Annotated in this window: 26 protein-coding genes, 1 rRNA gene and 1 riboswitch; of the genes, 7 read left to right on the top strand and 20 right to left on the bottom strand. The window is 61.6% G+C overall.

Annotated elements, in window-relative coordinates:
• Window positions 1-58: 58 nt before the first annotated feature.
• The 3 genes from ACTJJW_RS13845 to thiM all read right to left on the bottom strand — a co-directional run bounded on the left by ACTJJW_RS13845 (window position 59) and on the right by thiM (window position 3134).
• Window positions 59-1621: a bifunctional hydroxymethylpyrimidine kinase/phosphomethylpyrimidine kinase gene (locus ACTJJW_RS13845; protein ID WP_462645612.1), complete on the bottom strand. Its 1563-nt coding sequence runs from the start codon at window positions 1619-1621 to the stop codon at window positions 59-61.
• Window positions 1618-2328, bottom strand: coding sequence for a thiamine phosphate synthase (gene thiE, locus ACTJJW_RS13850; protein ID WP_462645614.1), 711 nt, complete (start codon window positions 2326-2328; stop codon window positions 1618-1620). The genes ACTJJW_RS13845 and thiE overlap by 4 nt, the downstream gene beginning before the upstream one ends.
• Window positions 2325-3134 (bottom strand): hydroxyethylthiazole kinase, encoded by an 810-nt coding sequence (gene thiM / locus ACTJJW_RS13855; protein ID WP_462645616.1) that lies wholly within the window; start codon window positions 3132-3134, stop codon window positions 2325-2327. The genes thiE and thiM overlap by 4 nt, the downstream gene beginning before the upstream one ends.
• Window positions 3126-3217: riboswitch (TPP riboswitch) on the bottom strand. Its footprint overlaps the gene before it by 9 nt.
• A 194-nt stretch (window positions 3218-3411) precedes the next feature.
• Between thiM and ACTJJW_RS13860 the strand changes: the two genes are divergently transcribed.
• Window positions 3412-4920: a DHA2 family efflux MFS transporter permease subunit gene (locus ACTJJW_RS13860; RefSeq protein WP_462645617.1), complete on the top strand. Its 1509-nt coding sequence runs from the start codon at window positions 3412-3414 to the stop codon at window positions 4918-4920.
• 72 nt (window positions 4921-4992) lie between these two features.
• On the opposite strand, the gene der is transcribed toward ACTJJW_RS13860, so the two are convergent.
• The 12 genes from der to ACTJJW_RS13920 form a co-directional block, all read right to left on the bottom strand.
• On the bottom strand, window positions 4993-6513 hold the full coding sequence (gene der / locus ACTJJW_RS13865) for a ribosome biogenesis GTPase Der (RefSeq protein WP_462645619.1): 1521 nt from the start codon (window positions 6511-6513) through the stop codon (window positions 4993-4995).
• A gap of 14 nt (window positions 6514-6527) precedes the next feature.
• Complete coding sequence (gene cmk / locus ACTJJW_RS13870; protein ID WP_462645621.1) at window positions 6528-7202, bottom strand: (d)CMP kinase; 675 nt, start codon at window positions 7200-7202, stop codon at window positions 6528-6530.
• Window positions 7199-8281, bottom strand: a complete 1083-nt coding sequence (locus ACTJJW_RS13875) for a prephenate dehydrogenase (protein WP_462645623.1) — start codon at window positions 8279-8281, stop codon at window positions 7199-7201. The genes cmk and ACTJJW_RS13875 overlap by 4 nt, the downstream gene beginning before the upstream one ends.
• Window positions 8278-9051, bottom strand: a complete 774-nt coding sequence (locus ACTJJW_RS13880) for a pseudouridine synthase (RefSeq protein WP_462645625.1) — start codon at window positions 9049-9051, stop codon at window positions 8278-8280. The genes ACTJJW_RS13875 and ACTJJW_RS13880 overlap by 4 nt, the downstream gene beginning before the upstream one ends.
• On the bottom strand, window positions 9044-9661 hold the full coding sequence (scpB, locus tag ACTJJW_RS13885; protein WP_462645661.1) for an SMC-Scp complex subunit ScpB: 618 nt from the start codon (window positions 9659-9661) through the stop codon (window positions 9044-9046). Before scpB ends, ACTJJW_RS13880 begins: the two co-directional genes overlap by 8 nt.
• 31 nt (window positions 9662-9692) lie before the next feature.
• Window positions 9693-10541: a segregation and condensation protein A gene (locus ACTJJW_RS13890; protein ID WP_462645627.1), complete on the bottom strand. Its 849-nt coding sequence runs from the start codon at window positions 10539-10541 to the stop codon at window positions 9693-9695.
• Window positions 10525-11412 carry a ParA family protein gene (locus ACTJJW_RS13895; protein WP_462645628.1) on the bottom strand — a complete coding sequence of 296 codons (888 nt, stop codon included), beginning with the start codon at window positions 11410-11412 and terminating at the stop codon, window positions 10525-10527. Before ACTJJW_RS13895 ends, ACTJJW_RS13890 begins: the two co-directional genes overlap by 17 nt.
• A 109-nt stretch (window positions 11413-11521) precedes the next feature.
• Window positions 11522-12457 carry a site-specific tyrosine recombinase XerD gene (xerD, locus tag ACTJJW_RS13900; protein ID WP_462645630.1) on the bottom strand — a complete coding sequence of 312 codons (936 nt, stop codon included), beginning with the start codon at window positions 12455-12457 and terminating at the stop codon, window positions 11522-11524.
• A 35-nt stretch (window positions 12458-12492) separates the two neighbouring features.
• On the bottom strand, window positions 12493-13125 hold the full coding sequence (locus tag ACTJJW_RS13905) for an NUDIX domain-containing protein (RefSeq protein ID WP_462645632.1): 633 nt from the start codon (window positions 13123-13125) through the stop codon (window positions 12493-12495).
• On the bottom strand, window positions 13115-14815 hold the full coding sequence (locus ACTJJW_RS13910; protein WP_462645634.1) for a CTP synthase: 1701 nt from the start codon (window positions 14813-14815) through the stop codon (window positions 13115-13117). The genes ACTJJW_RS13905 and ACTJJW_RS13910 overlap by 11 nt, the downstream gene beginning before the upstream one ends.
• Before the next feature lie 117 nt (window positions 14816-14932).
• Window positions 14933-16639, bottom strand: a complete 1707-nt coding sequence (gene recN / locus ACTJJW_RS13915; RefSeq protein WP_462645636.1) for a DNA repair protein RecN — start codon at window positions 16637-16639, stop codon at window positions 14933-14935.
• On the bottom strand, window positions 16636-17580 hold the full coding sequence (locus ACTJJW_RS13920) for an NAD kinase (protein ID WP_462645638.1): 945 nt from the start codon (window positions 17578-17580) through the stop codon (window positions 16636-16638). Before ACTJJW_RS13920 ends, recN begins: the two co-directional genes overlap by 4 nt.
• A 199-nt stretch (window positions 17581-17779) precedes the next feature.
• Between ACTJJW_RS13920 and ACTJJW_RS13925 the strand changes: the two genes are divergently transcribed.
• The 6 genes from ACTJJW_RS13925 to ACTJJW_RS13950 all read left to right on the top strand — a co-directional run bounded on the left by ACTJJW_RS13925 (window position 17780) and on the right by ACTJJW_RS13950 (window position 23272).
• A complete protein-coding gene (locus ACTJJW_RS13925; RefSeq protein WP_462645640.1) occupies window positions 17780-18550 on the top strand; it encodes an IclR family transcriptional regulator in 771 nt (256 codons plus the stop codon).
• A gap of 103 nt (window positions 18551-18653) precedes the next feature.
• Window positions 18654-19661: a thiamine pyrophosphate-dependent dehydrogenase E1 component subunit alpha gene (locus ACTJJW_RS13930; protein WP_462645642.1), complete on the top strand. Its 1008-nt coding sequence runs from the start codon at window positions 18654-18656 to the stop codon at window positions 19659-19661.
• Window positions 19658-20716 carry an alpha-ketoacid dehydrogenase subunit beta gene (locus tag ACTJJW_RS13935; RefSeq protein ID WP_462645644.1) on the top strand — a complete coding sequence of 353 codons (1059 nt, stop codon included), beginning with the start codon at window positions 19658-19660 and terminating at the stop codon, window positions 20714-20716. The genes ACTJJW_RS13930 and ACTJJW_RS13935 overlap by 4 nt, the downstream gene beginning before the upstream one ends.
• On the top strand, window positions 20713-20943 hold the full coding sequence (locus ACTJJW_RS13940) for a biotin/lipoyl-containing protein (RefSeq protein WP_462645645.1): 231 nt from the start codon (window positions 20713-20715) through the stop codon (window positions 20941-20943). Before ACTJJW_RS13935 ends, ACTJJW_RS13940 begins: the two co-directional genes overlap by 4 nt.
• Before the next feature lie 433 nt (window positions 20944-21376).
• Entirely contained in the window at window positions 21377-22834 is a 1458-nt protein-coding gene (locus ACTJJW_RS13945; RefSeq protein WP_462645647.1) for a multicopper oxidase family protein, read from the top strand.
• 15 nt (window positions 22835-22849) lie between these two features.
• Complete coding sequence (locus tag ACTJJW_RS13950) at window positions 22850-23272, top strand: DUF302 domain-containing protein (RefSeq protein ID WP_462645649.1); 423 nt, start codon at window positions 22850-22852, stop codon at window positions 23270-23272.
• 16 nt (window positions 23273-23288) lie between these two features.
• Here the strand turns inward: ACTJJW_RS13950 and ACTJJW_RS13955 are convergent, their stop codons facing one another.
• From ACTJJW_RS13955 to rrf, 5 genes are all read right to left on the bottom strand, one after another.
• Entirely contained in the window at window positions 23289-24083 is a 795-nt protein-coding gene (locus tag ACTJJW_RS13955) for a TlyA family RNA methyltransferase (RefSeq protein ID WP_462645651.1), read from the bottom strand.
• A complete protein-coding gene (locus ACTJJW_RS13960) occupies window positions 24076-24228 on the bottom strand; it encodes a hypothetical protein (protein WP_462645653.1) in 153 nt (50 codons plus the stop codon). Before ACTJJW_RS13960 ends, ACTJJW_RS13955 begins: the two co-directional genes overlap by 8 nt.
• Window positions 24229-24230: 2 nt before the next feature.
• Window positions 24231-25289, bottom strand: a complete 1059-nt coding sequence (locus ACTJJW_RS13965) for an HAD-IIA family hydrolase (protein WP_462645655.1) — start codon at window positions 25287-25289, stop codon at window positions 24231-24233.
• Entirely contained in the window at window positions 25219-26469 is a 1251-nt protein-coding gene (locus tag ACTJJW_RS13970) for a hypothetical protein (protein WP_462645657.1), read from the bottom strand. The genes ACTJJW_RS13965 and ACTJJW_RS13970 overlap by 71 nt, the downstream gene beginning before the upstream one ends.
• A gap of 88 nt (window positions 26470-26557) precedes the next feature.
• A 5S ribosomal RNA gene (rrf, locus tag ACTJJW_RS13975) occupies window positions 26558-26660 on the bottom strand; the annotation flags it as partial.

A 26660-nucleotide genomic window follows, 5' to 3' on the forward strand; every position in this document is an offset into this window, starting at 1 on the left:
CCGTGGAAACGGAGTGCCCGCGTTCATATTGAGGCCCAAAACGGGCGCGGGAGCCAGATCAGGTCTGCGCGACACCAAACGCAGCGGCGAAGAACTCGCGTTCGTGCTCCGTGGAGGCCACGAAAGTGGTGAGCATCGCATCCCGAACCTGCGGGGTTGCATCTGCTGCGAGCGCCGTCACTACCGTGATGGCCTGCTCCGTGGCATCCGTGAACTCCTGATCGGCGTAGGTCGTCAGCCAGTCAGCGTAGGGGTGCTCGGCGTGCGCTAGCGGGTGCAGGCGCGAACCGACGTCGTGGTACACCCAGAAACACGGCAACAAGGCCGCAACGAGCACCGCATAGTCACCACGGGCAGCTGTTGCGAGCAAATGGTTGAGGTATGCCGTGGTTGTCGCACTGGGTGAAGCAGCGAACACCTCGCCCTCGGGAGACCACGACTCGTGCAACTGCAACTCCGTCACAATGCAGGCCTCAGCACTCGACGCCCAAAACGCTTGCTCCGCCGCTGTGGGAGCCAGCCGGGCGGCTTCGGCGAGCGCCCGCGCATAATCCCGCAGATAGAGCGCATCCTGAGCCAAATACCACACGAAGTCGGCACGGTCGAGGGAACCATCGCCGAGGGCACGCACAAAGTCGCCCCCATCAATCTGCGCCCGGATGCCCGCCACCTCAGCCCACCAGTGCTCCCGCACCTCAGCCGGCGTCGGCGCCGTCACCACACCCCCGCGCTGCCACAACCCCGCAAAATGGTTGATGGGACCATGCCCGCTCCCCACCTGCAACGCCGCACCGGCACGGATGCTCTCGCTCAACCACCGCTTCGACTCCCCTACAGCGGCAGCCCAATCACCCGTCGCCGCAATGCGAGTGGCTAGAGCGCTCGAGAGCGAACAGCCTGTTCCATGCGTGTTGCTGGTGTCTATGCGGATGCCGGCAAACTCAGTCACGACCGGGGCGTTCCCGGAACGGGCATCCACCAGCGCATCCGGAGCCTCCACCCCACTCAAGTGTCCGCCCTTGGCCAGCACCCGCACCCCGTAGGACGCAGACACCCGCGCGGCCTGCGCCAGCACCTCAGGCCAGGTCTCGGCGGCAGGTTCCGCGGCAATGATCGCCAGCTCCGGAATATTCGGAGTCACCAGGTCACACAACCGCACCAGCTCCCGCAGCGCCTGCTCAGCCTCCGCATCCAACAACCGGTCGCCGCTCGTCGCCACCATCACCGGATCAAGCACCACCAGGGGCGGCTGCACCTGCTCCAGCCACGAACGCACCACAGCAACCACCTCGGTGGTAGCGAGCATCCCGATCTTCACCGCATCGATCGCTATATCGTCACTGAGCGCATTAAGCTGCTCCCGCAAGAACTCGGCCGGAGGCACATGCACACCGCGCACCCCCAGCGTGTTCTGTGCCGTCAATGCCGTAATCGCCGCCATACCGTAGCCGCCATTGGCCGCAATCGACTTCAGGTCAGCCTGGATGCCCGCACCACCCGACGGATCACTACCGGCAATACTCAGAACGCGAGGCACCGCGGTCACCGTGGTCATTGGGGGCAGTGGTGGCGCTGTTGGCACCGTGGGCACACCGCGCGGTTCGAATGCTGCCCCGCTCATGCGTCTTCCCCTTCGCTCTCTCCCACAGGTTCGCCAGCCCAGGCTTCGGCGAGCGCCCGAACCGCTTCCCGCGGATCAGCCGCACCACAGATCGCCGACACCACCGCGGCGCCATCCGCACCCGATGCGCGCAGCAGGGGCAAGTCATCCACCCCGATGCCACCAATGGCGACTGTCGGCAGGGTGCTCATCGCAATGAGTGCCGCAATGCGTGTGTGCCCCAAAGCCTCAGGGGCATCGACCTTACTCGTTGTGGGGTGCAGGGCACCAATACCGACATAGTCGACACCCGCCGTGCGCACACCCGCCTCATAGAGTTGATCGCCGGTCGCAGCGCTCAGCCCGACAATCGCATCGAGGCCGACGAGCGCGCGCACCGCCGAAACGGGCAAATCTCCCTGACCCACATGCACGCCAGCAACCCGGGCACCCATCTCGCGGGCGGCCAGATACACATCGACCCGATCATTGACGAGCACCGGCACCGTCAGCCCCACCGCCGTGGACACCCGCAGCACCAGATCAAGAAAATCTCGGGCCGGCATGTCCTTCTCGCGCAACTGCACGATCGTCACTCCCCCGGCAACAGCCTCAGAGACGAGATCAACAAGGTCGTGTCCGGCAGCGTGTGCCTGGCCCGAGTCAGTCACCAGATAGGTAGAGAGGTCGAAGCTCTCGCGGTAGCCGGTCACAGAACCGCCGCTCATACGATCACCGCCCGCGCCGCAATGTCATCAACCGAGACTTCGTTCAGTGCATCGAGCAGGGCCACCGCAAAACTGCCGGGCAGTGCCGAACGCTCGGCCGCCAGATCCGCCGCCACCGTGTACACAGTCGTCGCAGCAACCGCAGCAGTCAGACTATCGGGGGTGACCGCAGCAAACGCCGCCATGAGCGCACCCAGCGCACAACCGCCACCCGTCACCCTCGTGAGCACCGGATGCCCGTTCGACAGCCGCACAACACTCTCGCCGTCCGTCACCACGTCAGTCGCTCCCGAGATGGCAACAGCACCACCGGATGCCCGAGCCAGGCTCTGCGCGGCGGCGAGCGCGTCATCCACACTGTTCGTACTGTCGACACCACGACCACCAGCACCGAGTTCGGCGAGCGCCATAATCTCCGAGGCATTGCCGCGCACGATCGACGGGCCAAGTTCGCGCAGTTGGTGGGCGAGAGGAGTGCGCACCGGCAGAGCACCGATCGCAACCGGGTCGAGCACCCACGGCGTTCCGGCAGCATTGGCAGCAGGGGCAGCTTCGAGGGCAGCGGCCCGCTGTTCAGCGCTGCAGGTGCCGAGGTTGATCAGCAGCCCAGAAGCGATACCGGCAAAAATGCCCGCCTCATCCGGAATATCGACCATCGCCGGAGCCGCACCCACCGCGAGCAGAGCGTTAGCGGTGAAGCCCACCACCACGCTATTGGTGATGCACTGAACGAGCGGCGACGACGATCTCACCGCCTCGAGCGCATCTTGAGTGGCAGTGAGTAGGTGTGGTGGCGTACGCGACATGCACGACATCCCTTCGCTAGTTCTAACTAGATCAGGTTCGACGGGTGTGATCTCAGCCCCGCAGGGCACCCCGTGTCACAAGTTGTTCCTCCACGATAGCGGGTTGGCGCGGGCTCATGTTCGCCTCAGGCGGAAGCGAATGTGGACTATTTCACTGACGGATGTCGTTGGCTTCGGTGACAATAAAGATGACGTTAGATTTGTGCGCCCATTTCAACCCCGGCTGCTGCTTCGTCCCACGATTTGCACGACGCTATTTGCAGCACGACAGGATCCCATGACCAGCACGACGCCGATTACCGGCAGTATCCCCCTCATTGAGCGCGGGACACCCGGGCCAGAGGCAGCGGTCGATCACAGTGGTCGCAACCGCCTCGTTATCGCCCTCATGCTTGCGGCGACCTTCGTGGTGTTCCTCAACGAGACCTCGCTCGTGGTCGCTATCCCCCGCATCATGGCCGACCTGGGCATAGAGCCCAGCACCGCCCAGTGGTTGTCGACCTCGTTCATGCTGACGATGGCGGTAGTGATTCCGATTACCGGATTCCTCATCCAACGCTTCTCGACCCGCAGCATCTTCATCACCGCGATGTCCCTTTTCACCGCCGGTACCCTGCTGGGAGCTATTGCGCCAACGTTCCTCGTGCTCATCGTCGGACGGGTGATTCAAGCCTCGGGCACCGCCATGATGCTTCCGCTGCTCATGACGACCGTGATGACCCTCGTACCCCCGGCAACTCGCGGCAAGACCATGGGAAACGTCTCCATCGTCATGTCGATGGCGCCCGCAGCTGGACCCACCGTTGCCGGACTCGTCTTGGCCGTCTTCGACTGGCGCTGGGTGTTCATCGTGATGATCCCCATCTCCGTCACCGCACTCGTGCTCGGCATCACCAAGGTCAGAAACGTTACTGACCCCCGCAAGGTGTCGATCGACGTGCTGTCCGTCATCCTCTCGGCCGTAGCATTCGCCGGCCTGATCTATGGGCTCTCGAGTCTCGGCGAATCTGCCAGCGGTGACCCTGTTCTCATTGCCCCCGGCATCCCGATCGCCGCCGGAGCGGTCAGCCTTGCGCTGTTCATCATCCGTCAGCTCAAGTTGCAAAAGACTGACAGCGCGCTACTCGACCTGCGCACCTTTGCCGCCCCCGGCTTCGCGATCTCCATCGGCCTCATGATGGTCATGATGGCGGCGCTATTCGGCACCATCATTCTGCTGCCCATGTTCACTCAAAACGTTCTCGGACTCGAACCCATCCAGAGCGGACTTCTCGTGCTGCCCGGCAGCCTCATCATGGGTCTGCTTGGCCCCGTAGTCGGCCGCCTCTATGACAGAGTCGGCCCCCGGCCCCTCATGGTCCCGGGGTCGATCCTGGTGAGCGCATCACTATGGAGCTTCACCATGCTCTCCGAAACCAGTTCACCGTTCATGGTCGTCGCCATCCACATCCCCATGAGCATCGGCCTCGCCTTCATGTTCACACCGCTGTTCACCTCGGCGCTGGGCACACTCAAACCGCACCTGTACTCACACGGCAGCGCCACCATCGGCACCGTGCAGCAACTTGCCGGCGCCGCAGGAACAGCACTGTTCATCGCCTTGCTGACGGTTCAGTCGGTCGCTCTGGCCTCAGACGGCGCGACAGACACCGTCGCCCTCGCCGGCGGCGTTCGCCTCGCCTTCATGGCTGGCGGAATCATCTCGCTCTTCGCCGTCGTGGCCACGTTCTTTGTGAGGCGCCCCGCATCTGAGTTGCAGCCCAGCGAAGCACCCGCAGGCCACTAGCGGCCACTGCGTAATGCCAAACGGCGAGTCGCCTCTCGAAAGAGAGTGACTCGCCGTTTGGCATTTCAACAACTACTTACGCTTGCGCTTCTCACGAACACGCATGTTGACCTGGATGGGCGTGCCATCGAAGCCGAAGATCTCACGCAGTCGACGCGTAATGAATCGACGGTACTGCGGATCCAAGAATCCGGTCGTGAAAAGCACGAACGTCGGTGGGCGGCTTGATGCCTGCGTGCCGAACAGGATGCGCGGCTGCTTGCCACCACGAAGCGGGTGAGGATGCTCTTGCGTGAGTTCAGCAAGAAGCGCGTTGAATTTTCCGGTCGGAACGCGGGTATCCCACGACTCCAGCGCCAATTCGAGAGCCGGAACCAGCTTCTCCATGTGGCGACCAGTCTTTGCCGAGATGTTTACGCGAGGCGCCCACGCAACATGCGACAGGTCCTTGTCGATTTCGCGTTCGAGCAGGTCACGACGTTCGTCATCGAGAAGATCCCACTTATTGAAGGCCAGAACGAGCGCACGGCCCGATTCGAGCACGAGGTCAACAATCTTGAGGTCCTGCACGCTGAGCGGCTGGCTGACATCGAAGATGACGACAGCAACTTCAGCCTTCTCCAGCGCTGCGCTGGTGCGCAGCGTTGCGTAGAAATCTGCGCCCTGAGCCAACGCAACACGGCGACGGATACCCGCGGTGTCAACAAAGCGCCAGAACTTTCCGCCAAGCTCGATCTGCTCATCAACCGGGTCACGAGTCGTGCCCGCAAGATCGTTAACAACAACGCGCTCTTCACCGGCAGTCTTATTGAGCAAGCTCGACTTGCCGACGTTGGGGCGACCAAGAATAGCGACGCGGCGAGGGCCACCCACTTCTTCTTTAGCAACCGTTGAAATCTTGGGAAGAACCGTGAGCACATGGTCGAGCAAGTCGGCAACGCCGCGACCGTGAACAGCGGAGGCGGGCCACGGCTGTCCGAGGCCGAGGCTCCAGAGCGATGCGGCATCCGATTCCTGGTGAACGTCGTCAACCTTATTGGCAACGAGAATCACTGGCTTCTTGGTGGCACGCAGCATGCGCACGACGTGCTCGTCGGTCGAGGTGGGGCCAACGGTGGCATCCACCACAAACAGCACAGCGTCGGCGAGGTCGATCGCGATCTCAGCCTGGGCAGCAACGGAAGCGTCGATGCCCTTAGCGTCGGGCTCCCAACCGCCGGTGTCGACGATGGTGAAGTGACGGTTGTTCCACTCGGCCTTGTAGTTCACGCGGTCGCGAGTAACACCGGGGGTGTCCTCAACAACAGCTTCACGACGACCGATGATTCGGTTGACGAGAGCAGACTTACCTACGTTCGGGCGGCCAACGATGGCCAACACGGGAAGCGCTGGCAGATAGTAGATCGCATCAGGATCGTCACTGGCCGAATCGAGAACTTCAAGGTCTTCATCGTCGAGATCGTAGTCACTGAGGCCGGCGCGTAAAGCGGAGGTGCGCTGCGCAGCCTCGTCTTCGTTCATGCCGGAAAGTCGTTCGACGAGAGCCGGATTCAGTTCGGGAAAGTCGTCTTCGGCGGGCGAATGATCGGCCATGGGTAGTCCTTTAGTTACATGCTGGAGCGAACGAAACTCGCGACGGCCGTCACGGTCTGATCGAAGTCAAGATTGGTCGAGTCAATGGTGATGACTCCTTCTGCGGCGTTCATGAAGTCCACGACTTTGGAGTCCTGCGCATCTCGATAACTGAGTTGTTGCGCCGTTGTCGCGCTCGATTCTCCGGAGAGTTCGGCCGCACGTCTTTCCATTCTAGCTTCTTCACCGGCAGTTAGCAGAATTCGTGCCTGAGCGTCGGGGGCAACGACCGTCGTAATGTCCCGACCTTCGACCACAATGCCCGGCTTTTCGCTCCCAGCGATGATGTTGCGGAACAGCTCAACCATGTGTTCGCGCACCTCAGGAATGCGGGCAATGTTCGACACAACACCGGTGATACGAGGTTCGCGGATGTCGTTGGTCACGATCTCCGAGTCGACCTTCACAAAGTAGTTGTCGGGGTCAATCCCGATGGTGTACTCAAAGCGCGGAAGTGTATCGATCACGTTGCTCGGGCCGAGGGTGTCAACACCACGGTCGAGGCAGTGCAGGGCCAGACCGCGGTAGGCGGCCCCGGTGTCTAGGTAGTCAAAGCCGAGCTCGCGAGCGGTCGCTTTCGACACACTCGACTTTCCGCTGCCGGCCGGGCCATCGACGGCCACAACAACAAACGACGGGTTCTTGTTCACGCGAAGGTCTCTGCAATCTTCCAACCACGAGCTTCGAGCTCGCTAATCAATGTGGCTTCCTTTTCGGGCAGCACCGAGATTTCGGCGAGACCGAATTGGGCGCCCGGTGAGTGCTCAAGGCGCAAGTCTTCCATGTTCACCTGGGCTTCGCCGATTTCGGTGAGCAGTCGCGCCAGCTCCCCCGGCTTATCGTCAACCATCACAACGAGCTGGCTGAAGTGCTTGCTCGTGCCATGTTTGCCGGGGATACGAGCGACTCCCGCGTTTCCTCCGGCGAGCAGTTCGGCGATCGTGCGACGTGCGCCAGGTGCATCCGGTGTCTCCAGCGCATCGATCGCCACGCCAAGCTCGGTCTGCAGCTCACGCAAAATCTGGGCGACCGGGCCCGAGTTTGCGCCCAAAATCTGCACCCACAGCTCGGGCGCGCTTGACGCAATGCGGGTGGTGTCGCGCAGTCCCTGGCCAGAAAGAGCAACAGCAGCTTCGGATGCCCCAGCCAACCGGTGCGCGAGCAGGCTCGCCACCACCTGGGGAACGTGCGAAATCAGAGCCACCGCATTGTCATGCTCGGAAGCAGACATCGCCACCGGAATCGCACCGAGTTCGATGACCACATCTTCGACCGCACGGCGTCGGAAAGGTTCTCCCCGGCCAACCACCCACGGTCGACCAATGAACAGATCGGCGCGCGCGGCACTGGCACCGCCACGTTCGCGTCCAGCGAGTGGATGCGATCCAACGTAGCGATCAAGATCGACACCCAGTGCGATCAGTTCGTCGAGCACGCCCACTTTCACGCTGGCGACATCCGTTACGGTCGCTCGGGGCCACGCCGCAAGTTCACTCGCGACAACCTCGGCCGTGACGTCGGGTGGAACAGCAACGATCACGAGCGTGGGCGCATCGTCGGGTTGCGGTACACGACCAGCCCCGTAGTCAATCGCGAGCGTCACAGTGCTGCGTGACGCATCGTGCACAATCACATCGACACCCTTGGCGCGTAGGCCGAGCCCAATGCTCGCACCGAGCAGTCCAGCACCAACGATGCGCACCTGCCCGGTTATCCGGCCAAGATTCACGACTGTTCCTCGGCGTCACGGGCGATCGTCAACACCGCGCCCAACTCGACCTTCGTCAGGTTGCGGGTGCGGCCCACGCCAAGGCTGCCAAGATTGAGCGGACCAAACTGGCGGCGAACGAGATCGATCACCGGGTGGCCAACGGCTTCCAGCATCCGACGAACAATACGGTTGCGACCCGAGTGCAGAGTCAGTTCCACCATCGTTTCGTTGTTGGATGCTCGGCCGAGCGCCCGCGCCTTGTCGACCGCAATGGGGCCGTCCTCAAGCTCGATGCCCTTCATCAGCTGCGAAATGGTCTGCGCGCTCACGGTTCCTTCGACCTTGGCGATGTACGTCTTCAATACGCCGAACGAGGGATGTGCGAGCACGTGAGCGAGTTCGCCATCGTTCGTGAGAATAATCAGGCCCGACGTTTGGGCGTCAAGACGGCCAACGTTGAAGAGCCGCTCGTCGTAGTTGCCTGTGAACGGGAGCAGGTCGGGGCGACCATTCTCATCCGCCATAGAGCTCACAACGCCCACGGGTTTATTGAGCATCACGTAGCGCTTCGTCGTGTCAAGCTGAATCGCGGTGCCGTCCACGGTTACCCGGTCGGTCGGCGTCACGCGGCGGCCAGCCTCTTCGACCACTTTGCCATTCACGGCAACGCGTCCCTGATAGATCAGGTCTTCCGATACCCGACGCGAGGCAACTCCGGCCGCGGCCATAACTTTTTGAAGGCGTTCACCTTCGGGATTGCTGGGGCTTGCGCCATTAGCGTTATTCATCAAAACCATCCGAGCCATCAGATAAGAGCGGCGAGATCGGAGGCAATTCGGCAATGGAGTTGATCCCCAATTGCACGAGCATAAGCTCCGTTGTTTCGTAATGGATGGCGCCCGTCTCGTTGTCAGTAAACGCCTCCGTAATAAGTCCTCGGCCTAGTAGCGTACGCACAACCGAATCAACATTGACGGCGCGCACGGCGGCGACCGCTCCCCTGCTGATCGGTTGCTTATAGGCAATGACGGCCAAAGTTTCGAGGGCAGCCTGGCTCAAACGTGACGGGTTTTGGGTAAACACAAAGTCGCGCACCGCAGCGTCGTAGTCGGCACGCACGTAAATGCGCCATCCGCCGCCCACTTCGCGCAGTTCAAAACCACGACGGGGGCCGTTGCTTTCGCCATCAAAATCGGCGCGCAGGGCGGTAATCGTTTTGCGAATCTCCGCAACGGGCGCATTGAGCGCGGTCGCTAAGCTCACCAGGCTCTGCGGCTCGTCGGCCACCATGAAGATCGCTTCGAGCCCGCGTGCGAGGTCAACAACGGGACCGGCCTCAAGTTCTTCGGCGGTCGGCTCCGCAGTCGGCGCATCGTCGACCGTCGACTCAGCGACCAACTGTTCGGTTGAGGCGTCAGTTATTACAGCATTAGTTTCCATAGTCAGCTCCCAGATTAGCGAGGCTATCGTCTGACCAGTGCTGCGCGGTCCAGCGCACGGTCAACTCGCCCAGCGGCTCGATCTGTTCAAACGCCACATGTGAATCGCGATACAGCTCCAATACGGCCAAGAATCGCGCAACAATCACGCCTTTGAGCTCCGCACCAGCAATCAATTGTCGGAACGTCATCGGCTCCCCCGCACGCAACAATGCGACCACATATGCGGCCTGTTCGCGAATGCTGATCAGCGGTGCGTGCAAATGGTCGAGCCCAACGCTCGGAATCTCTCGCGGCGTGAACGCAAGAGTCGCGAGGGCGGCGAAATCGTCAAGGCTGAGCGTCCACACCAGCTCGGGAGTTTGCGTGCGGAACTTCTCTTCGAGTCGCACCGAACGCACCGTGCGCGTCGACTCGGCGTCGAAGTGGCCCGAGAACCAGTCACTTGCCTGCTTGAACGCCCGGTACTGCAGCAAACGCGCGAAGAGCAGATCGCGGGCTTCGAGCAGGGCGACGTCTTCGGCATCCACTAGTTCGCCCTGAGGCAAAAGCCCGGCAACCTTGAGGTCGAGCAGGGTCGCCGCAACGACGAGAAACTCGCTGGCTTGGTCGAGCTCATCGATTCCATCGCCGCTGCCATCGCCCGTGGACTCGATATCCCGCAGGTAAGCAATGAACTCGTCGGTGATCCTCGACAGCGAAACCTCGGTGATATCGAGTTCGTGCTTAGTGATCAGCGAAAGCAATAGGTCGAATGGCCCGGTGAAGTTATTGAGCGAGACCGCGAAACCCGGCGCCGGCGACTGGGCCTCTTCCACATCGCTAGGCGACGGCGCCACGGGCGATCAGCTCTCGCGCCACCTGGCGGTAGGCGTGTGCCGCGGAATGATCGGGGGCAAAGGTCGTGATGGGCGCGCCAGCGACGCTCGCGTCCGGGAACTTCACGGTGCGACCAATCACGGTCTCCAAGACATCGTCGCCAAAGTTCTCGACGACGCGCTCAAGCACCTCGCGCGAGTGCAACGTGCGCGAATCAAACATGGTGGCCAAGATGCCGTCAAGCTTGATCGCGGGATTCAGGCGATCCTGAACCTTCTCGATCGTCTCAACCAGCAGAGCGACGCCGCGAAGCGCAAAGAACTCGCACTCCAACGGAATCAGAACGCCGTGAGCGGCCGTCAACGCATTGACGGTCAACAAACCTAGTGAGGGCTGGCAGTCGATGAGGATTACGTCGTACTGATCGCTGACCTTGCGCAGCACTCGCGCCAAGATCGTTTCGCGGGCAACCTCATTGACGAGGTGCACTTCAGCAGCCGAAAGGTCGATATTGGCCGGAATCACGTCGAGCCCGGGAATGTTCGTGTGCACGATTGCTTCTGCCGGGTTCTTAATCGTGCCGAGCAGTAGGTCGTAGATGGTGGGTACATCGTGCGTAGGCACGCCCAGGCCCGCCGAGAGGGCACCCTGAGGGTCGAAGTCGATCGCGAGCACGCGTCGGCCGTATTCGGCAAACGATGCGCCCAGATTGATCGTGGTGGTCGTCTTGCCTACGCCACCCTTTTGATTGCACAGCGAAATGATGCGTGCAGGGCCGTGCCCCCTGAGCGGTGGTGGCTCAGGAAAGTTAGTGAGCGGCCGGCCGGTTGGGCCCAGTGCCTGAACATCCAACCCTGCCAGCCCCGACTTGGTATCACGGGGTGCTGTCATGCGAAAAGTTTACGTCGCGCATCCGTCACAGCTTGTGCTCCCACGCGCGGACACCGCAGGGTCACCTCTACCAAAGGTTGAGGGTTTGGATGAGCGACACGCGGGAATGCTAGCGAGCCCGCGGATGCGCCGTCGTGTACATGTCGCGCAGGGTGTCAGCGGTGACCATTGTGTAGATCTGCGTTGTCGCAACCGACGAATGGCCGAGCAGTTCTTGAACAACACGCACGTCGGCACCGCCCGAGAGCAGATGCGTCGCGAACGAATGCCGGAAGGTGTGGGGAGAAATATCGATCCCTAAGTTCACGCGTTCGGCGGCGGCCCGGATGATCAGCCACACGTTTTGCCGAGACAACCGTGCCCCGCGCGCGCCCATAAACAGCGCCGGAGTAGACGGCCCCTTCACCGAGAGCGTTGGCCGCGCCCGCACCAGATACTTCTGGATAGCCTCCTGAGCAAAACTGCCCACCGGAACGATGCGCTGCTTATTGCCCTTGCCCAGCAGGCGCACGATGTCGCCATCGATCATGTCGTCAACGTTCAGCGACACCACCTCAGAAACTCGGGCACCCGTGGCATAGAGCAGTTCGAGCAGGGCAGTATTCCTCAACGAGATCACATCATCCCCATCAAACGACGACAGCACCGCTGACATCTGCTCGATAGTGATCGCTTTCGGCAGCCGCATCGTCTGCTTCGGAATCGCCACCGCGTGCGCAACATCGACAGTCGCGAGCGACTCATCGACAAAGAACGTGTGTAGCCCGCGCACGGTCGACAGCATTCGTGCGACCGAAGAGGCCGCGAGTGGACGCTCCACATCAGCTCGCAGGCTGTGCGCAAACGCGGTCACGTCATCCGCAGAAATCCCGTCGGGGCTCTCAATTTCGTGCTCACTCAGAAACGCGAGATACGACTCAATATCTCGGCGATACGCCGCCAACGTGTTCTGCGATAGGCCACGTTCAATCGCCAGATGCCGAAGGTATCGCTCAGAGGCGACCGCAATCGCGTTCCCCGCCCCGGTGCGCGTCGACTCACTCATCTGGCTCCGCTTCTCGCGCGAACTTCTCGGGCGAACTATTCGTCGTAGTTTCGTGGATGCCGCGGCCACGGCTCATCGGCAGCGCCGAGTGTGTTCCAGCCCCGCTCGCGCCCGAGTTGGGCGGCAAGAAGCCCAACGCAGACGATCGAGTTCTGGATGCGTCGGTCAAGTACCGCTTCGACAGCATCTTCCAGCGGGACCCAGCGCATTTCAATGCCGGCCTCTTCCGCAAAGCGGTCGAACGTGTCACCCGTGGCGCTCACGCCGCGTGCCAGATAGATGCGCACCGCTTCGTTGCTTCCGCCAGGCGAGGTCAGCATTTCGCTGAGCACATGCCAGGACTCAGCCTGCAGATCGGTTTCTTCAGCGAATTCACGTTGCGCAGCACCCAGCGGCGACTCATGGAGAACGTCGAGGAGGCCAGCGGGCAGTTCCCAATCGCGCAAGCGCACCGGATGCCGGTACTGCTTGATCAGCAAAACCCGGTCACGCTCATCCATGGCCAACACCGCAACTGCGCCCGTGTGATTCACAAACTCACGGGTGATGGCAGAGCCGTCTAGCTCAAAACTTTCCCGGTCGACATTCCACACATGACCGGCGAACACTGTTTCGGTTTTCAGCAGTCGTGGGGTGACGCGGTCGTCACTGAGGTCGTTATGCATCATCCTGCTCAGTCACCTCAAAGAGGCGGCTGGACTTTTGACGTTCGAGCGCTGCCGCAACAAGGCCACGGAACAGCGGGTGCGCGCGGTTCGGGCGCGACAGCAGTTCGGGGTGAGCCTGGGTTCCGACGTAGTAGGGGTGAACTTCGCGCGGCAGTTCCACGAACTCGACGAGGGTGCGGTCGGGTGAGATTCCGGAGAACGTGAGTCCGGCATCCGCGATCTGCTGGCGGTATTCGTTGTTCACTTCGTAGCGGTGACGGTGACGCTCGGCTGCGGTCGGTGCGCCATAAATTTCTTCGACGATCGAACCGGGCTCGAGGTTGGCGTTGTAGAGGCCGAGACGCATCGTGCCTCCCATGTCTCCCCCAGCGATGATGTCGACCTGCTCGGCCATCGTGGCGATGACCGGGTACTCGCTGTCGGCGTCGAACTCAGTCGAGGATGCACCTTCGAGGCCTGCCATGTCGCGGGCGTATTCGATGACCATGCACTGCAGACCCAGGCAGATGCCGAGGGCGGGGATGCCGTTCTCGCGAACGAACTTGAGGGCGCCAAGCTTGCCCTCAATGCCGCGCACACCGAATCCACCGGGAACGATGATGCCGTCGAGGTCACCGAGTTGCTTTGCTGCGCCTTCGGGAGTTTCGCAGTCGTCGGAGGCCACCCAGCGGATGTTGACTTTGGCGTTGTTCGCGAATCCGCCGGCACGCAGTGCTTCGATTACCGAGAGGTAGGCGTCGGGCAGGTCAATGTATTTGCCGACAAGACCGATCGTGGTTTCATGTTTGGGGTTGTGCACGGCGTCGAGCAGCTCGCTCCAGCCATCCCAGTTCACGGACTTAGCTTCGAGACCGAGCTGGTTGATGATGTAGGCGTCGAGTCCCTGGCTGTGCAGCATTTCGGGGATGTCGTAAATGCTCGACGCGTCGGTGGCGTTAACGACGGCATCCTCTTCAACATCACACATGAGCGCAATTTTGCGTTTGTTGGCTTCGGAGACGGGGCGGTCGCTGCGCAACACGAGTGCATCGGGCTGGATACCGATTGAGCGCAGTGCGGCAACCGAGTGCTGGGTGGGCTTGGTCTTCTGCTCACCGGATGCGGCCATGAAGGGCACGAGCGAGACGTGCACAAAGAAGACGTTCTTGCGACCGAGTTCGTGGCGAACCTGACGCGCGGATTCGATGAAGGGCAGGCTTTCGATGTCACCGACGGTTCCCCCGATTTCGGTGATGATCACGTCGGGCTGCGGGTTGTCACCGTCAAAAGGGCCGGCGGCTTGCAGGCGCATGCGGCGCTTGATTTCGTCGGTGATGTGCGGGATGACCTGCACGGTGTCGCCGAGGTACTCGCCGCGACGTTCTTTGGCGATCACTTCGGAGTAAATCTGACCGGTGGTGACGTTCGCTGCCTGGTTGAGCTTGATGTCGAGGAAGCGCTCGTAGTGGCCGATGTCAAGGTCGGTTTCGGCGCCATCATCGGTGACGAAGACTTCACCGTGCTGGAAGGGGTTCATGGTGCCGGGATCCACATTCAGATAGGGATCTAGCTTCTGCATGACGACGCGGAGCCCGCGTGCTGTCAGCAGGTTACCGAGACTCGCCGCCGTGAGGCCTTTACCGAGAGAAGAGACAACTCCTCCGGTGACGAAGATGTGCTTTGTTACGACCGCGTTTTTATTGTCCACCACGGGGTTCTATCGTATCCCACGACTGACGTTTCTGGCGCGGCGTCAGGGCGTTTCGTTATCGGTTTAATAGGCTGGGTGTCGCAAGGCGGGAATGCTTCGTCGCGTTTGCAGCCTGCGCTAGCGGCTTGCGTGCTCGAGTTCGTGGGCAGTCTGAATGAGTTCACGCGCGTGAGCGAGCCCCGACTCGGAATCCGGTAGGCCCGAGAGCAGTCGCGCCATCTCGGCAATGCGCGCCTCCCCTTCAAGCTTGTGAACGCTGGATGCCGTGACGGAGCCGTCGTCGCCCTTGATCACGCTGAGGTGGTTGTCGGCAAACGCGGCAACCTGGGCCAGGTGGGTGACAACGATCACTTGGGCGGTGCGGCTGAGCTGTGCCAACCGCTTTCCGATTTCGATTGCGGCGGCACCGCCGACTCCGGCATCCACTTCGTCGAAGATGAAGGTGGGCACGGCGTCGTTGCCGGCGATAACGACTTCAATGGCAAGCATGACGCGAGAGAGTTCGCCCCCGGATGCGCCTTTGCCGAGCGGACGTGGTGGCGCTCCCGGATGCGGGCGCAGCAGAATTGAGACTTCGTCTTTGCCGTTGAACGAGTAGTCACTGCGGTCCTCGACGGTGACAACGATTTCGGCATTGGCCATCGCTAGTTGCGCGAGTTCGCTCGTGACCTCTGCAGAGAGCCGTTCGGCGCTTCGCGTGCGCACGTCGCTGACCTGAACGGCCAGAGCAATCAGCTCAGCCTGGTCAGCCTCGACGTGTGCGCGCAGGGCGTCAATGCGGGTGGAGTCGTTGTCGAGCTCAAGCAGGCGCTGGCTGCCGGTATCGAGCACGTCGACGACATCGTCGAGGCGCTGGCCGTGCTTGCGCACGAGGGCAGCAAGTTGGCTGCGACGTTCTTCTACTTGTTCTAGTTCGCGGCTGCCATCGGCATCGAGGCTCGCGAGGTAGCCAGCCAAATCGGTGGCAATCTCTCCGAGGGTGATGGATGCTGCCGCCAACCCTTCGGCGATCGATGCGAGCTGTGCGTCGTGCTCAGCAACCCGCTCAAGCCCTCGATGGGCCGAGGCAAGCTGGGCAACCACATCGGAGCTGTCGTCTGCGGCATCCGCCGACAACACCGCGTGGGCACCTTCAGCCGCGAGGCGCAGTCCTTCAAGGTTGGCGAGTCGATCGGCTCGTTCGGCGAGCTCGACGTCTTCGCCGCGGCGCACCTCGGCCGCCTCAATCTCATCGATCGCTACGCGAAGTTCTTCGGCTTCACGACTGCGCAGATCCCCCTCGGCAACAAGGACATCGAGTTCGCCCTGGGCAGACTGCCAGCGGCGGAACACAGTTTGGTACTGCCCAAGCACTGCGGCAAGCTCGGCTCCGGCAAAGCGGTCGAGTGCGTTGCGCTGCGCTATGGATGACTTGAGCCGGATTTGGTCGGATTGCCCGTGCACAACGACGAGCTGATCGCCCAGTTCGGTGAGCACGCCCACTGGTGCACTTCGGCCACCGACGACTGCGCGACTGCGGCCCTCCCGCGAGACGGTACGCACGAGTAGTAGTTCGCCGTCATCAAGATCGCCACCGGCATCCCGCACACGTTCGGCGACCGCCGACTCCGGGTCGATGACCCAGCGACCTTCAACGGATGCCTGGTCACTGTCTGCGCGGATCGCTGCCGCATCGGCGCGCTCCCCCAACAGCAGCCCGAGGGCGGTGACCACCATTGTCTTACCTGCGCCGGTTTCGCCGGTGAGCGCGGTGAACCCGGGACCGAGCGGAAGGCGGGCTGAGGCGATGACACCGAGGCCGCGAATGGAGATCTCTTCGATCACGGGTGGGTGCCCTCCTCCGAGGCCGGGCCACGCCATCCATTGACAGGCAAATTGAACTTCTTGACGAGACGATCAGTGAACGGGCTCTGTGCGAGTCGAGCAAGCCGCACCGGAACCGGCGAGCGGCGCACGATGACACGAGCACCTCGGGGCAGGTCATAGGCGCGACGGCCGTCACACCACAGCACGCCGATTCCCATGTTGCGATCGAGCACCTCAACGGCGAGAGCCGAGTCTGGCCCAACGACAATCGGTCGCGCAAAGAGAGCATGGGCGCTCAGCGGCACAAGGAGAATGGCATCGAGGCTGGGCCAGACGACAGGGCCTCCCGCCGAAAATGCGTAGGCAGTGGATCCGGTGGGGGTCGACATGACGACACCGTCGCAACCGAAGGATGAGAGGGGTCGGCCGTCGACCTCAATCACGACTTCGAGCATCCGCTCACGACTCGCTTTTTCAACGGTGGCTTCGTTGAGGGCCCACGTCTCGTAGACAACCTCGGAATCGACTTTCACTCGCACAGAGAGCGTCATGCGCTCCTCAACGAGGTAGTCGCGAGCGAGAGCGCGTTCGACAGTGGAGGTGAGTTCTTCGCGTTCGCTTTCAGCCAAGAAGCCAACGTGGCCCAGGTTAACCCCGAGCAGTGGAGCACTGCACCCACGGGTCAGCTCAGCCGCACGGAGGATTGTGCCGTCGCCACCGAGGACGATAACAAGCTCGAGCTCGCCCGTCTCGACCTCGTTACCTAGTCGGGAGACGGGAGACAGGGTCGGCTCAGCCTGAAGAATAGTTTCGTAGCTATCGGGCGCCAACACGGGCACAATGCCAGCGCTAATGAGCTGATGACACACCGAGATCGCGGCCGTCAACGATTCGGCACGACCGGTGTGGGCAATTACCAGAATGTGACGATCGGAAGCGTGAGAGTTCTCGGACTGCACCGTGCACCTCTCCTTCATAGTGATGGTTCGTATCGCGCTGGCTCAGACCCCGCCCTAAGCGATGGTAGAAACCTGTGTTAACCATTCTGTCGGATTCCTCGGTTCTATGGCTCCGCTCTCGCAAATTGGGGATCCTTCGCAAGAGATCACTGATTCCGGTTGCGGCGCTTCGCGGGTACCCTGTGAGAGGGAGTCACCGATGACCATAGAGCACGAACACACCCTCATTGCGTCGGTTCAGCGCGCTCTGCACCTAGTCGACATGGTGGCGAATGCGACACGGCCGATGCCGGTCAAGGCGCTGTCACAGGCATCCGGTCTGAGTCTGGGCACGACCTACAACATCGTGCGCACCCTGATCCATGAGGGCTATCTCTTAAACGAGCCAGATGGCCTCATGCTCGGCACCCGCTTTCCGACCCTCCGCCCCGGCCACGATGAAGGCGTCTTTCTCGCACGGGTGCGCAATACTCTCCGCTCCGTGACCGAGGAACTCGGCGCCACCGCCTACCTTTCGCGGTTTAGTGATGGCGAGGCGCACATTATCGACATAGTGGATGCTGCGCCAAACCCCCGGGTCGAACTCTGGGTCGGCATCGACAACAGTGCCCACGCCACAGCGCTCGGCAAACAGCTTCTCACCGAGCTCGACAACGAAGGGCGCCTCGATTATTTGTCGCGGCATCCGCTTGCCCAACTCACCCGTCACACCATCAGTGACCGCCGGACTCTGCTTGCACAACTCGAACACCACGCCGACGCCGCCATCGACCGGGAGGAGTATGCCATCGGCTACACCTGCATCGCAGTTCCGGTGCGGGCGCCCGATGTTACTGCGTCGATCGCGGTGTCGCTGCCCTCCGACCTGAAATCGATCGATCTGGATGCCATGGTACGGCGCATGAAGACATCAGCCGCCAAGCTGTCTCTCCAGTTGGGTGCCGACCGGTTCGGGCAGTTCACCATCTGAAATCCTGCTCCTGATATCTCTCCCGCCGCGGTCATAGTGTGAAGTTCACACCGTGCGACGGAGCATCCGCCTCGCTGCACGTACCCGACTGCGAGGAGAAGCAATGACGCTCTATCCCGAACTCACCGACGACAAACGTCGTGAGATGTTGACCATGATGGTGCTGATTCGCACCTATGAAGAAGCGATCCTGAGGGAGTACCACGCCGACAAGAGCCCCGGCTTCGATATTGGTGCCGGACTCGTCCCTGGTGAGATGCACCTGTCCGCCGGGCAGGAGCCGGTCGCGGCGGGCCTCGGCCTGCACCTCACCAAAGACGACGCCATGACGGCGACCCACCGCCCGCACCACGTGGCCATCGCAAAGGGCGTGCGGCTGCGCGAAATGACTGCAGAAATATTCGGTCGCGAGACCGGGCTTGGCCGCGGCCGCGGCGGGCACATGCACCTCTTCGACCCGGAGACGCATTTCTCCTGCTCCGGCATCATCGCCGAGGGGCTGCCGCCAGCACTCGGTCAGGCGTTCGCGTTCCAGCGACGCGGCACCGACCGGGTCGCTGTCGCAGTCGCCGGCGAGGGCGCGGCCAACCAGGGCGCGTTCCACGAGTCCCTCAACCTCGCCGCACTCTGGAAGCTGCCCGTCGTCTTCGTGATCGAAGACAACGATTGGGGAATCTCGGTTCCGCGCGCGCAGTCGACGTCGGTCACCTCGAATGCCGTGCGCGGCGCCGCATACGGGATGCCGGGCATCCGGGTTGAAGAGAATTCGGTCGAGGGCGTGTATGAGGCCGCCGGCGAGGCGATCGCTCGCGCCCGTGCTGGCGAGGGCCCCTCGCTGATCGAAGTGCACACACTGCGGCTGTGGGGCCACTTCGAGGGAGACGCCCAGGGCTATCGCGCCGATTTGGATGGAGTGCCGGGCCGCGACCCGCTGCCGACCTACAAAAACACACTGACGTCGCAGGGACTCATCACTGACAGCGAATATGCCGCCATGCAGGCATCCGCATCGGAGCTCGTCGAAGACGCCATCGACTTCGCCAAAGAATCGCCGACGCCCAACCCCGCTGATGCACTTCAGTACGTCTTCGCCGAAGGAGCACGCTCATGAGCACAACTATTCACACCACCAGCCAGGCTCTCCCCGTCGAACCCGAGGCCGGCAAGCGCAAGCTCTCGACGGCCAAGGCCATGCAGGAGGCCATCGCACAGCAGATGCGAACTGACGATTCGGTGTTCGTGATGGGCGAGGATGTCGGCCCGTACGGTGGCATCTTCTCCTCGACCACCGGACTGATCGAGGAGTTCGGCCCCACCCGCATCATCGACACGCCCATCTCGGAGACGGCGTTCATCGGAACCGGAATCGGTGCAGCAGTCGAGGGAATGCGCCCGATCGTCGAGCTCATGTTCGCGGACTTCTTCGGCGTCTGCATGGACCAGATCTACAACCACATGGCGAAGATCCACTACGAGTCCGGCGGCAACGTGCAGGTGCCCATGGTGCTGATGACGGCGACGGGCGGCGGATACTCTGACGGCGCGCAGCACTCCCAATCGCTCTGGGGTACCTTCGCGCATCTGCCGGGAATGAAGGTTGTCGTGCCGTCGAGCCCCTACGACGCGAAGGGTCTGATGACGGCGGCGATCCGGTCAAACGATCCCGTCGTCTTCATGTTCCACAAGGGTGTGATGGGTCTCGGCTGGATGAAGAAGAACCAGCGGTCCATCGGCGCGGTGCCCGAAGAACCGTACGAGGTGCCGATTGGCAAAGCCCGCGTGGCCCGGGAGGGCACGGATGTCACGATCGTGACACTGTCTCTCTCGGTGCACCACAGCCTTGATGTCGCCGAGAAACTCGAGAAAGAGGGCATCAGCGTCGAGGTCATCGACCTGCGCAGCCTGGTTCCACTGGACCGTGACGCGATCGTGGCATCCGTGTCGAAGACCGGACGACTGATCGTTGTCGACGAGGACTACCAGTCGTTCGGTGTCTCCGGCGAGGTGATCGCCTCGGTCGCCGAGCGTCAGCCGGAACTGCTCAAGCACGTCGCACGCGTGTGCGTCCCGGATGTGCCGCTCCCCTACGCGAGCCAGCTCGAGTATGCGGTGCTTCCCACGCCGGCCCGCATCGAGGCGGCAGTTCGTGAGGCAGTCGCCTCGTGAGTGACGTGATCTTTCCCACGATGTCGGCTGCCGACGATGCGACGGGTGTGGTCGTCACGTGGTTCGTCGAATCAGGCGACGAAGTGACGCCGTCGACTCTCATCGCCGAGGTGGCGGTCGACAAGGTGGATGCCGAGATCTACCCGGAGACAGCCGGCACAATCACCGTGTTAGTTGATGAGGCAGCGGAGGTTCCACAGGGCAGCGTGATCGCGACGGTTGCATAGTTTCGCGACCTCATGGGTGTCTGCTCGCTGAAATCGCCGCCCTGCAGGTGATTCTGGGAATTTTGCTCTGGAGGATCCGGGTAGCCCTCGATTTGACACGGTAATGACTCGCACCCAGCTATCCCTATACCACTGGGGGTATCCTGACGTTAACGATCACGACGTGGAAGGAATCAAATCTGATGATGTGGGGCTACGGAAATATGGGATGGGCCTGGGGATACGGACTGCTGGCAATAGTAGGTGTAGCCGTACTCATTTATGTCGTTGTTCGTTTACTGTCGAACAAGTCCGAGAGCGACAACACACGATCTTCTCCGAGGCAAGGTGATCCGTCCGATGCCAGGCGAATCCTAGAGGAACGTTTCGCTCGCGGGGAACTTACCGCGGAACAATACCGTGAACAGCTGCAGGTGCTCGACGAATACCGATAATGCCCACTTTCAGTCGCCGTAGTGCCCTGATCCTCGGCGGTGTGGGGATTGCGGGCACAGCTGTGGGCGCGACCGGTTTCTTCGTCAATCAACGCCTCTCGTCACCCTCGTCGCCGGCAGCAACATCCGGGAACACCCTCATCGAGCCCACCGAGCTACGAAGCGTCAATGGTGCCCTCACCGTTGACCTCGAATCTTCACCCCAGCGGGTGACCATCGCCGGCCGCGACGTGAATGCACTGAGTTACAATGGTGGAGTGCCCGGCCCCACGCTGCGCGTTCGAGCGGGAGACACCCTCAAGGTGAGCCTTCGAAATGGTCTGGCAGACCCCAGCAACCTGCACGTACACGGCCTCCACGTGTCACCCGAGAACAACAGCGACAACATGTTCGTCACCGTCGCAGCTGGCGACTCCTTCGACTACCAATACGAACTGCCCACCAATCACCCCTCTGGCGTGTACTGGTATCACCCGCACCACCACGGTTTCGTCGCCGATCAGGTGTTCGGCGGGCTCTACGGTGCCATCATCGTCGAGGACCCCGAACCTATCCCGTCCGACCGGGAACGACTCCTCGTCATCTCCGATATCACCCTCAATTCCGCAGGAAATATTCCAGCGACTACACCGATGGAGGAAATGTCCGGACGCGAGGGAGAGCTTGTGCTCGTCAACGGACAACTCACACCCGGCATGACTGCCCAACCCGGCGAACGCGAACGATGGCGCATCATCAATGCCAGCGTGTCCCGCTACCTGCGACTGCGCCTCGACGGGCAGCAACTGACCCTGCTCGGGATCGACTCGGGACGTTTCGAATCCGCGCAGGAGGTCGACGAGGTCGTGCTGGCGCCTGGTAACCGGGCAGACCTCCTCGTCACCAGCAGCGTTGGCACCTCCACACTGCGCGCCCTTAGATACGACCGCGGATCATTCGGCGGAATGATGGGAGGGGGCAGCTCTCGTGGCGCCGATGAAATCGCGCTGGCCACACTCACCGTGGCGGGTGATGCCGTTGCCGCACAGCCAGCCATACCCAGCCAACCCGCTCAGCGCGACTTGCGCACGGCTACCGTAACCGCCCGGCGTGAGCTGGTCTTCGCAATGGGAATGGGCATGGGCGGTGGCATGATGTCAGCCACGATCAACGGTCGCGCATTCGACGCCAGCCGAATCGACACAACCGTACAATTCGACAGCGTCGAGGAATGGCTGCTGACGAATACCAGCACGCTGGATCATCCCCTGCACCTGCACGTCTGGCCGATGCAGATCGTCGAACAGGATGGGCGGCCCGTCGACACCATGATGTGGCAGGACGTCGTGAACATTCCGGCACGCAGTACCACGCGCGTGCGGATCGCGTTTGAGGACTTCAGCGGAAAAACCGTGTACCACTGCCACATCCTCGATCACGAAGACAACGGGATGATGGGAATCATCAATGCTAACTAACAATAAGGAGAAACCATGAACTATGCACACACCATCACCGTCTCGTTGCCCTACGAGGAAGCAGTCTCCAGAGTGAAGGAAGAACTCGCAAACCAAGGGTTCGGAGTTCTTACCGAAATCGACATCCGCGCGACCTTCCACACGAAACTCGGCGCCGAAAGCGCAGACACGCTCGGCGACTACGTGATTCTGGGCGCGTGCAACCCGGTCCTCGCTGAAAAAGCACTCGCCGCAGAGGCCGATATGGGATTGCTACTACCATGCAACGTCGTCATCCGACGAAGCCCGTCAGCGCAGAGCACTACGATTCAAGCCATCAACCCACAAACCATGGTCCAGCTGAGCATCGCCCCGGAAATACAGGGCGTTGCAGACCATGCCGATGAACATCTTCTCGCCGCTCTGGCCGCTCTGGAAGAAGAGAGCAGCAACAAATAGTAGGAGCTCTCAGAATCTAGGCGATGGCGGAGACGCGGCCTAACCACTCTGTCGGATTGCTGCCTGATCGGGCACTCAACCAGACCAGATACTCACGGTTTCCCGCGTTTCCGGCTATTGGGGAGGGCATGACGCCAGCCGTGCCGAGTCCCACATCCCACGCTGCCCATAAGACGCCCATGATCGCTTCGTCGCGCAGCGCCGCCCCGTGCACGATGCCCTCGCGAATGTTGGTACGGCCCACCTCAAACTGTGGCTTCACGAGCAGAACGTAGTCTGCGGCATCCCCTACCGACGCGTGCAGCGCTGGCAAGACGGTGCGCAGCGAGATGAACGACAGATCAGAAACCACGAGCGTAGGAGTCTCGGATGTCCCACTCAACTCAGCAAGCGACTCTGCTGTGAGATAGCGAGCATTCTCTCGCTCAATAGTGCGCACTCGAGCATCCGAGCGGATCAAGTCCACGATTTGGCCATGCCCCACGTCAAGCGCGATCACTTCACGGGCGCCGCGTTCGAGCAGCACTTGAGTGAAGCCGCCGGTCGACGCGCCAACATCGAGGGCGAGCGTACCGTTGGTATCAATGGCAAAGGAGTCGAGGGCCGCGACAAGCTTATGTGCGGCACGACTTACGTAGTGATCGGTTTCGGCAACCGCGATCACGTGGTCGCCGGTCACCGGGGTGGACGCTTTGGGAACCGCAACTCCCTCGACCGTCACGAGGTTGTCCGCGATCAGTTTCGCCGCGTGGGTGCGTGAGCGTGCAAGGCCACGAGCAGCGAGAGCCGCATCCAGACGCATGCTAGCCATTGCGCGGGAACGAGTCCTTGCCCTCAAGTTGCTGCTGCAGCTCATCGTGGACCTGCGTGAACGCGGCAGCCCTCGACTCAAGCGGTTGATCTTCGATCAGGCTCAGTCGTGACATCAGTCCGTCGACGGGTGATTCATCGCTCATACTCACGAATATAGCTCCGCAGACACTTCAAGGGCGTAGATGGCGCTCCCTGAGTTCCAAATTGCTGCGGATCCCGCCCGCAATCGGTCGATGGATGTTCCGGCCGAGGTCACGGTCAGTCGCTGTGCTTCAAGGCGCACGGTCGCCGTTCCCACTGTCGTCACTACGGCGGCGCCGTCATGCGTGACCACGGTTTCTGGATACGGCTCATGCAGTCCCCGCAGGTCGTCGACGATCATCGTCGGACGCTCCTCCGGAATCGCCGCGAGCACTTGTTTGGCCTGGTCGATGCCAGTGAGCACGAGCAGCGAGGGGATGCCGGCCTTATTCGCGCCGAGAATGTCGGTGTCGAGGCGGTCGCCAATCATCAACGCTTCGCGTGACTCGTAGCGAGTGAATGCTTCTTCGAAGATTGCTACTTCGGGCTTTCCTGCAATAATCGGAAGCCGGCCCACGGCGGTGTGTACAGCGGAGACGAGCGTGCCGTTTCCGGGCGCGGTTCCGCGAGCTTGGGGAATCGTCCAGTCAGTGTTCGTAGCGATCCAGGGGATGCCGGCGTCGCCACCTTTGAGCGCGAACGCGGCTTCGGCAAGGTGCACCCACGCCACATCTGGGGCAAAGCCCTGCACTACAGCGGCTGGCGAATCTTCAGCAGAACGGGTCACAACAAAGCCGGACTTCTCCAGCTCGCTCGTGAGTCCGTCTCCCCCAACAACCATGACCGTGGCGCCCGCAGGAACCAGTTCGCGAAGCAGCCCCATCGCCGCTTGCGGTGAGGTCACAACATCGTTCGGTTCTACGCGCAGTCCGAGCTCGCTCAGATGAGTGGCGACGGATGCGTCGGTGCGCGAAGCATTATTGGTGATGTACGCGACCTGAGCGCCCTCAATCGCATTGATGTTCTCAACGGCATACGGAATCGCATCCGGTCCACGATAGACAACACCATCGAGATCGGCGAGAACCAGCGTGATGCCGGCGAGCGGTGTCTTACTCGACACGCTCGCCGCTTTCGCCTTTGCTATCGTCAGCTTCGTTCCCGTCAGCTTCGTTAGTGACATCCAGAGGCCCATCGGCATTCTCAATTTCGAACTCTTCTTCGATTATCTCGATGGTGGCGTCGTCGTCTTCGTTCAGCGCATCGGCAGCAACATCGGCTCGATCAAACCAAGTCGCTGCTTCCTCTGCGCGACCGAGTTCTTCAAGTACGGTGCCGTAGGCACCAAAGAGCGCCGGGCTGTAGCTGAAGGCCTTCGTGGGGTCGAGCTGGGGAATCTGTAGCTCGACGAGTGCTTCTTCGGTCTGTCCAAGATCCAGTCGAGCACCAGACATGGCAATCGCAAGTTCCACCTGCACGCCAGTGGACAAAGTGCTGCGGCGCACGGAACGTCCCAGCTCCAATGCACGTTCTGGGCGCTCAAGGCCACGTTCGCTATCAACCATCATCGGAAGTTGGTCATCGCGACCAGATATCCGTCGGTAGGTGCGCAGTTCGCGCAGCGCGAGTGCGTAGTCCTCTGTTGCATAGGCGGTGATTGCGAGTGTTTCGCGCACAACACCGATACGTCCGGCGCGACGTGCAGCCGAAATCGCGTGCTGGTGAGCGAGCTCAGGATCACTCTCGATGAGTTGCGAGACCATCACGAGGTGCAGGGCAACGCCTTCTGCGTTTTCCTTGCTCAGAGTCTTCAGTTCATTGGAAGCAATGCGGTCAAGCATCTTCGGGGTGATTCCCTCAGGGATCTCGGGTGCCTGGTGGAATGCACGAACCGAACGGATGCCGAACGGATCACGATCTTCTTCAGGCTCACGTTCGCTGGCGTTGTGGTCTCCACGCGCGGGCGCTCCGCCCTTGGTCCACAAGCGCTTCTCGGGGGGCCCATCGCTGCGACCTGAACCGCGATCGGGACGTCCTCCACGTTCCGGACGACCGGAGCCATCGTTGCGCTGCGGACGAGCCGGGCGATCACTGCGCTCTGGGCGCCCTGATCGGTCGCTGCGCTCGGGTCGAGCTGAGCGGTCTCCGCGGTCGTCATTGTCACGTCGAGGTCGGTCGGAACCGGATGCTGGCTTGCCGCGAGCTGGACCACCTGCGGCGTTGTCGCGGCGTGGCCTTCCATCGCTTGGTCGTCCCTCGCCTGGTCGCCCACCGGTGGGGCGACCACCAGATCGTGGCGCGCCAGAGCGGTTTCCGTGGGGTCGGCTATCGCGACGTCCATCGTTACCTGACGAATCACTCACTTTTTGCTCCTGAATCTGGGTGGGACTTAACGCAAAATGGCCACCCGCCGTGTCTATTAAACACAGGTGTGGCTATTTTACAATTGAAGTCCGGCGGTGTCCTACTCTCCCACAAGGTCCCCCTTGCAGTACCATCGGCGCAGAGAGTCTTAGCTTCCGGGTTCGGAATGTAACCGGGCGTTTCCCTCTCG

This window comes from Rhodoglobus galactosidasius, assembly GCF_054957775.1.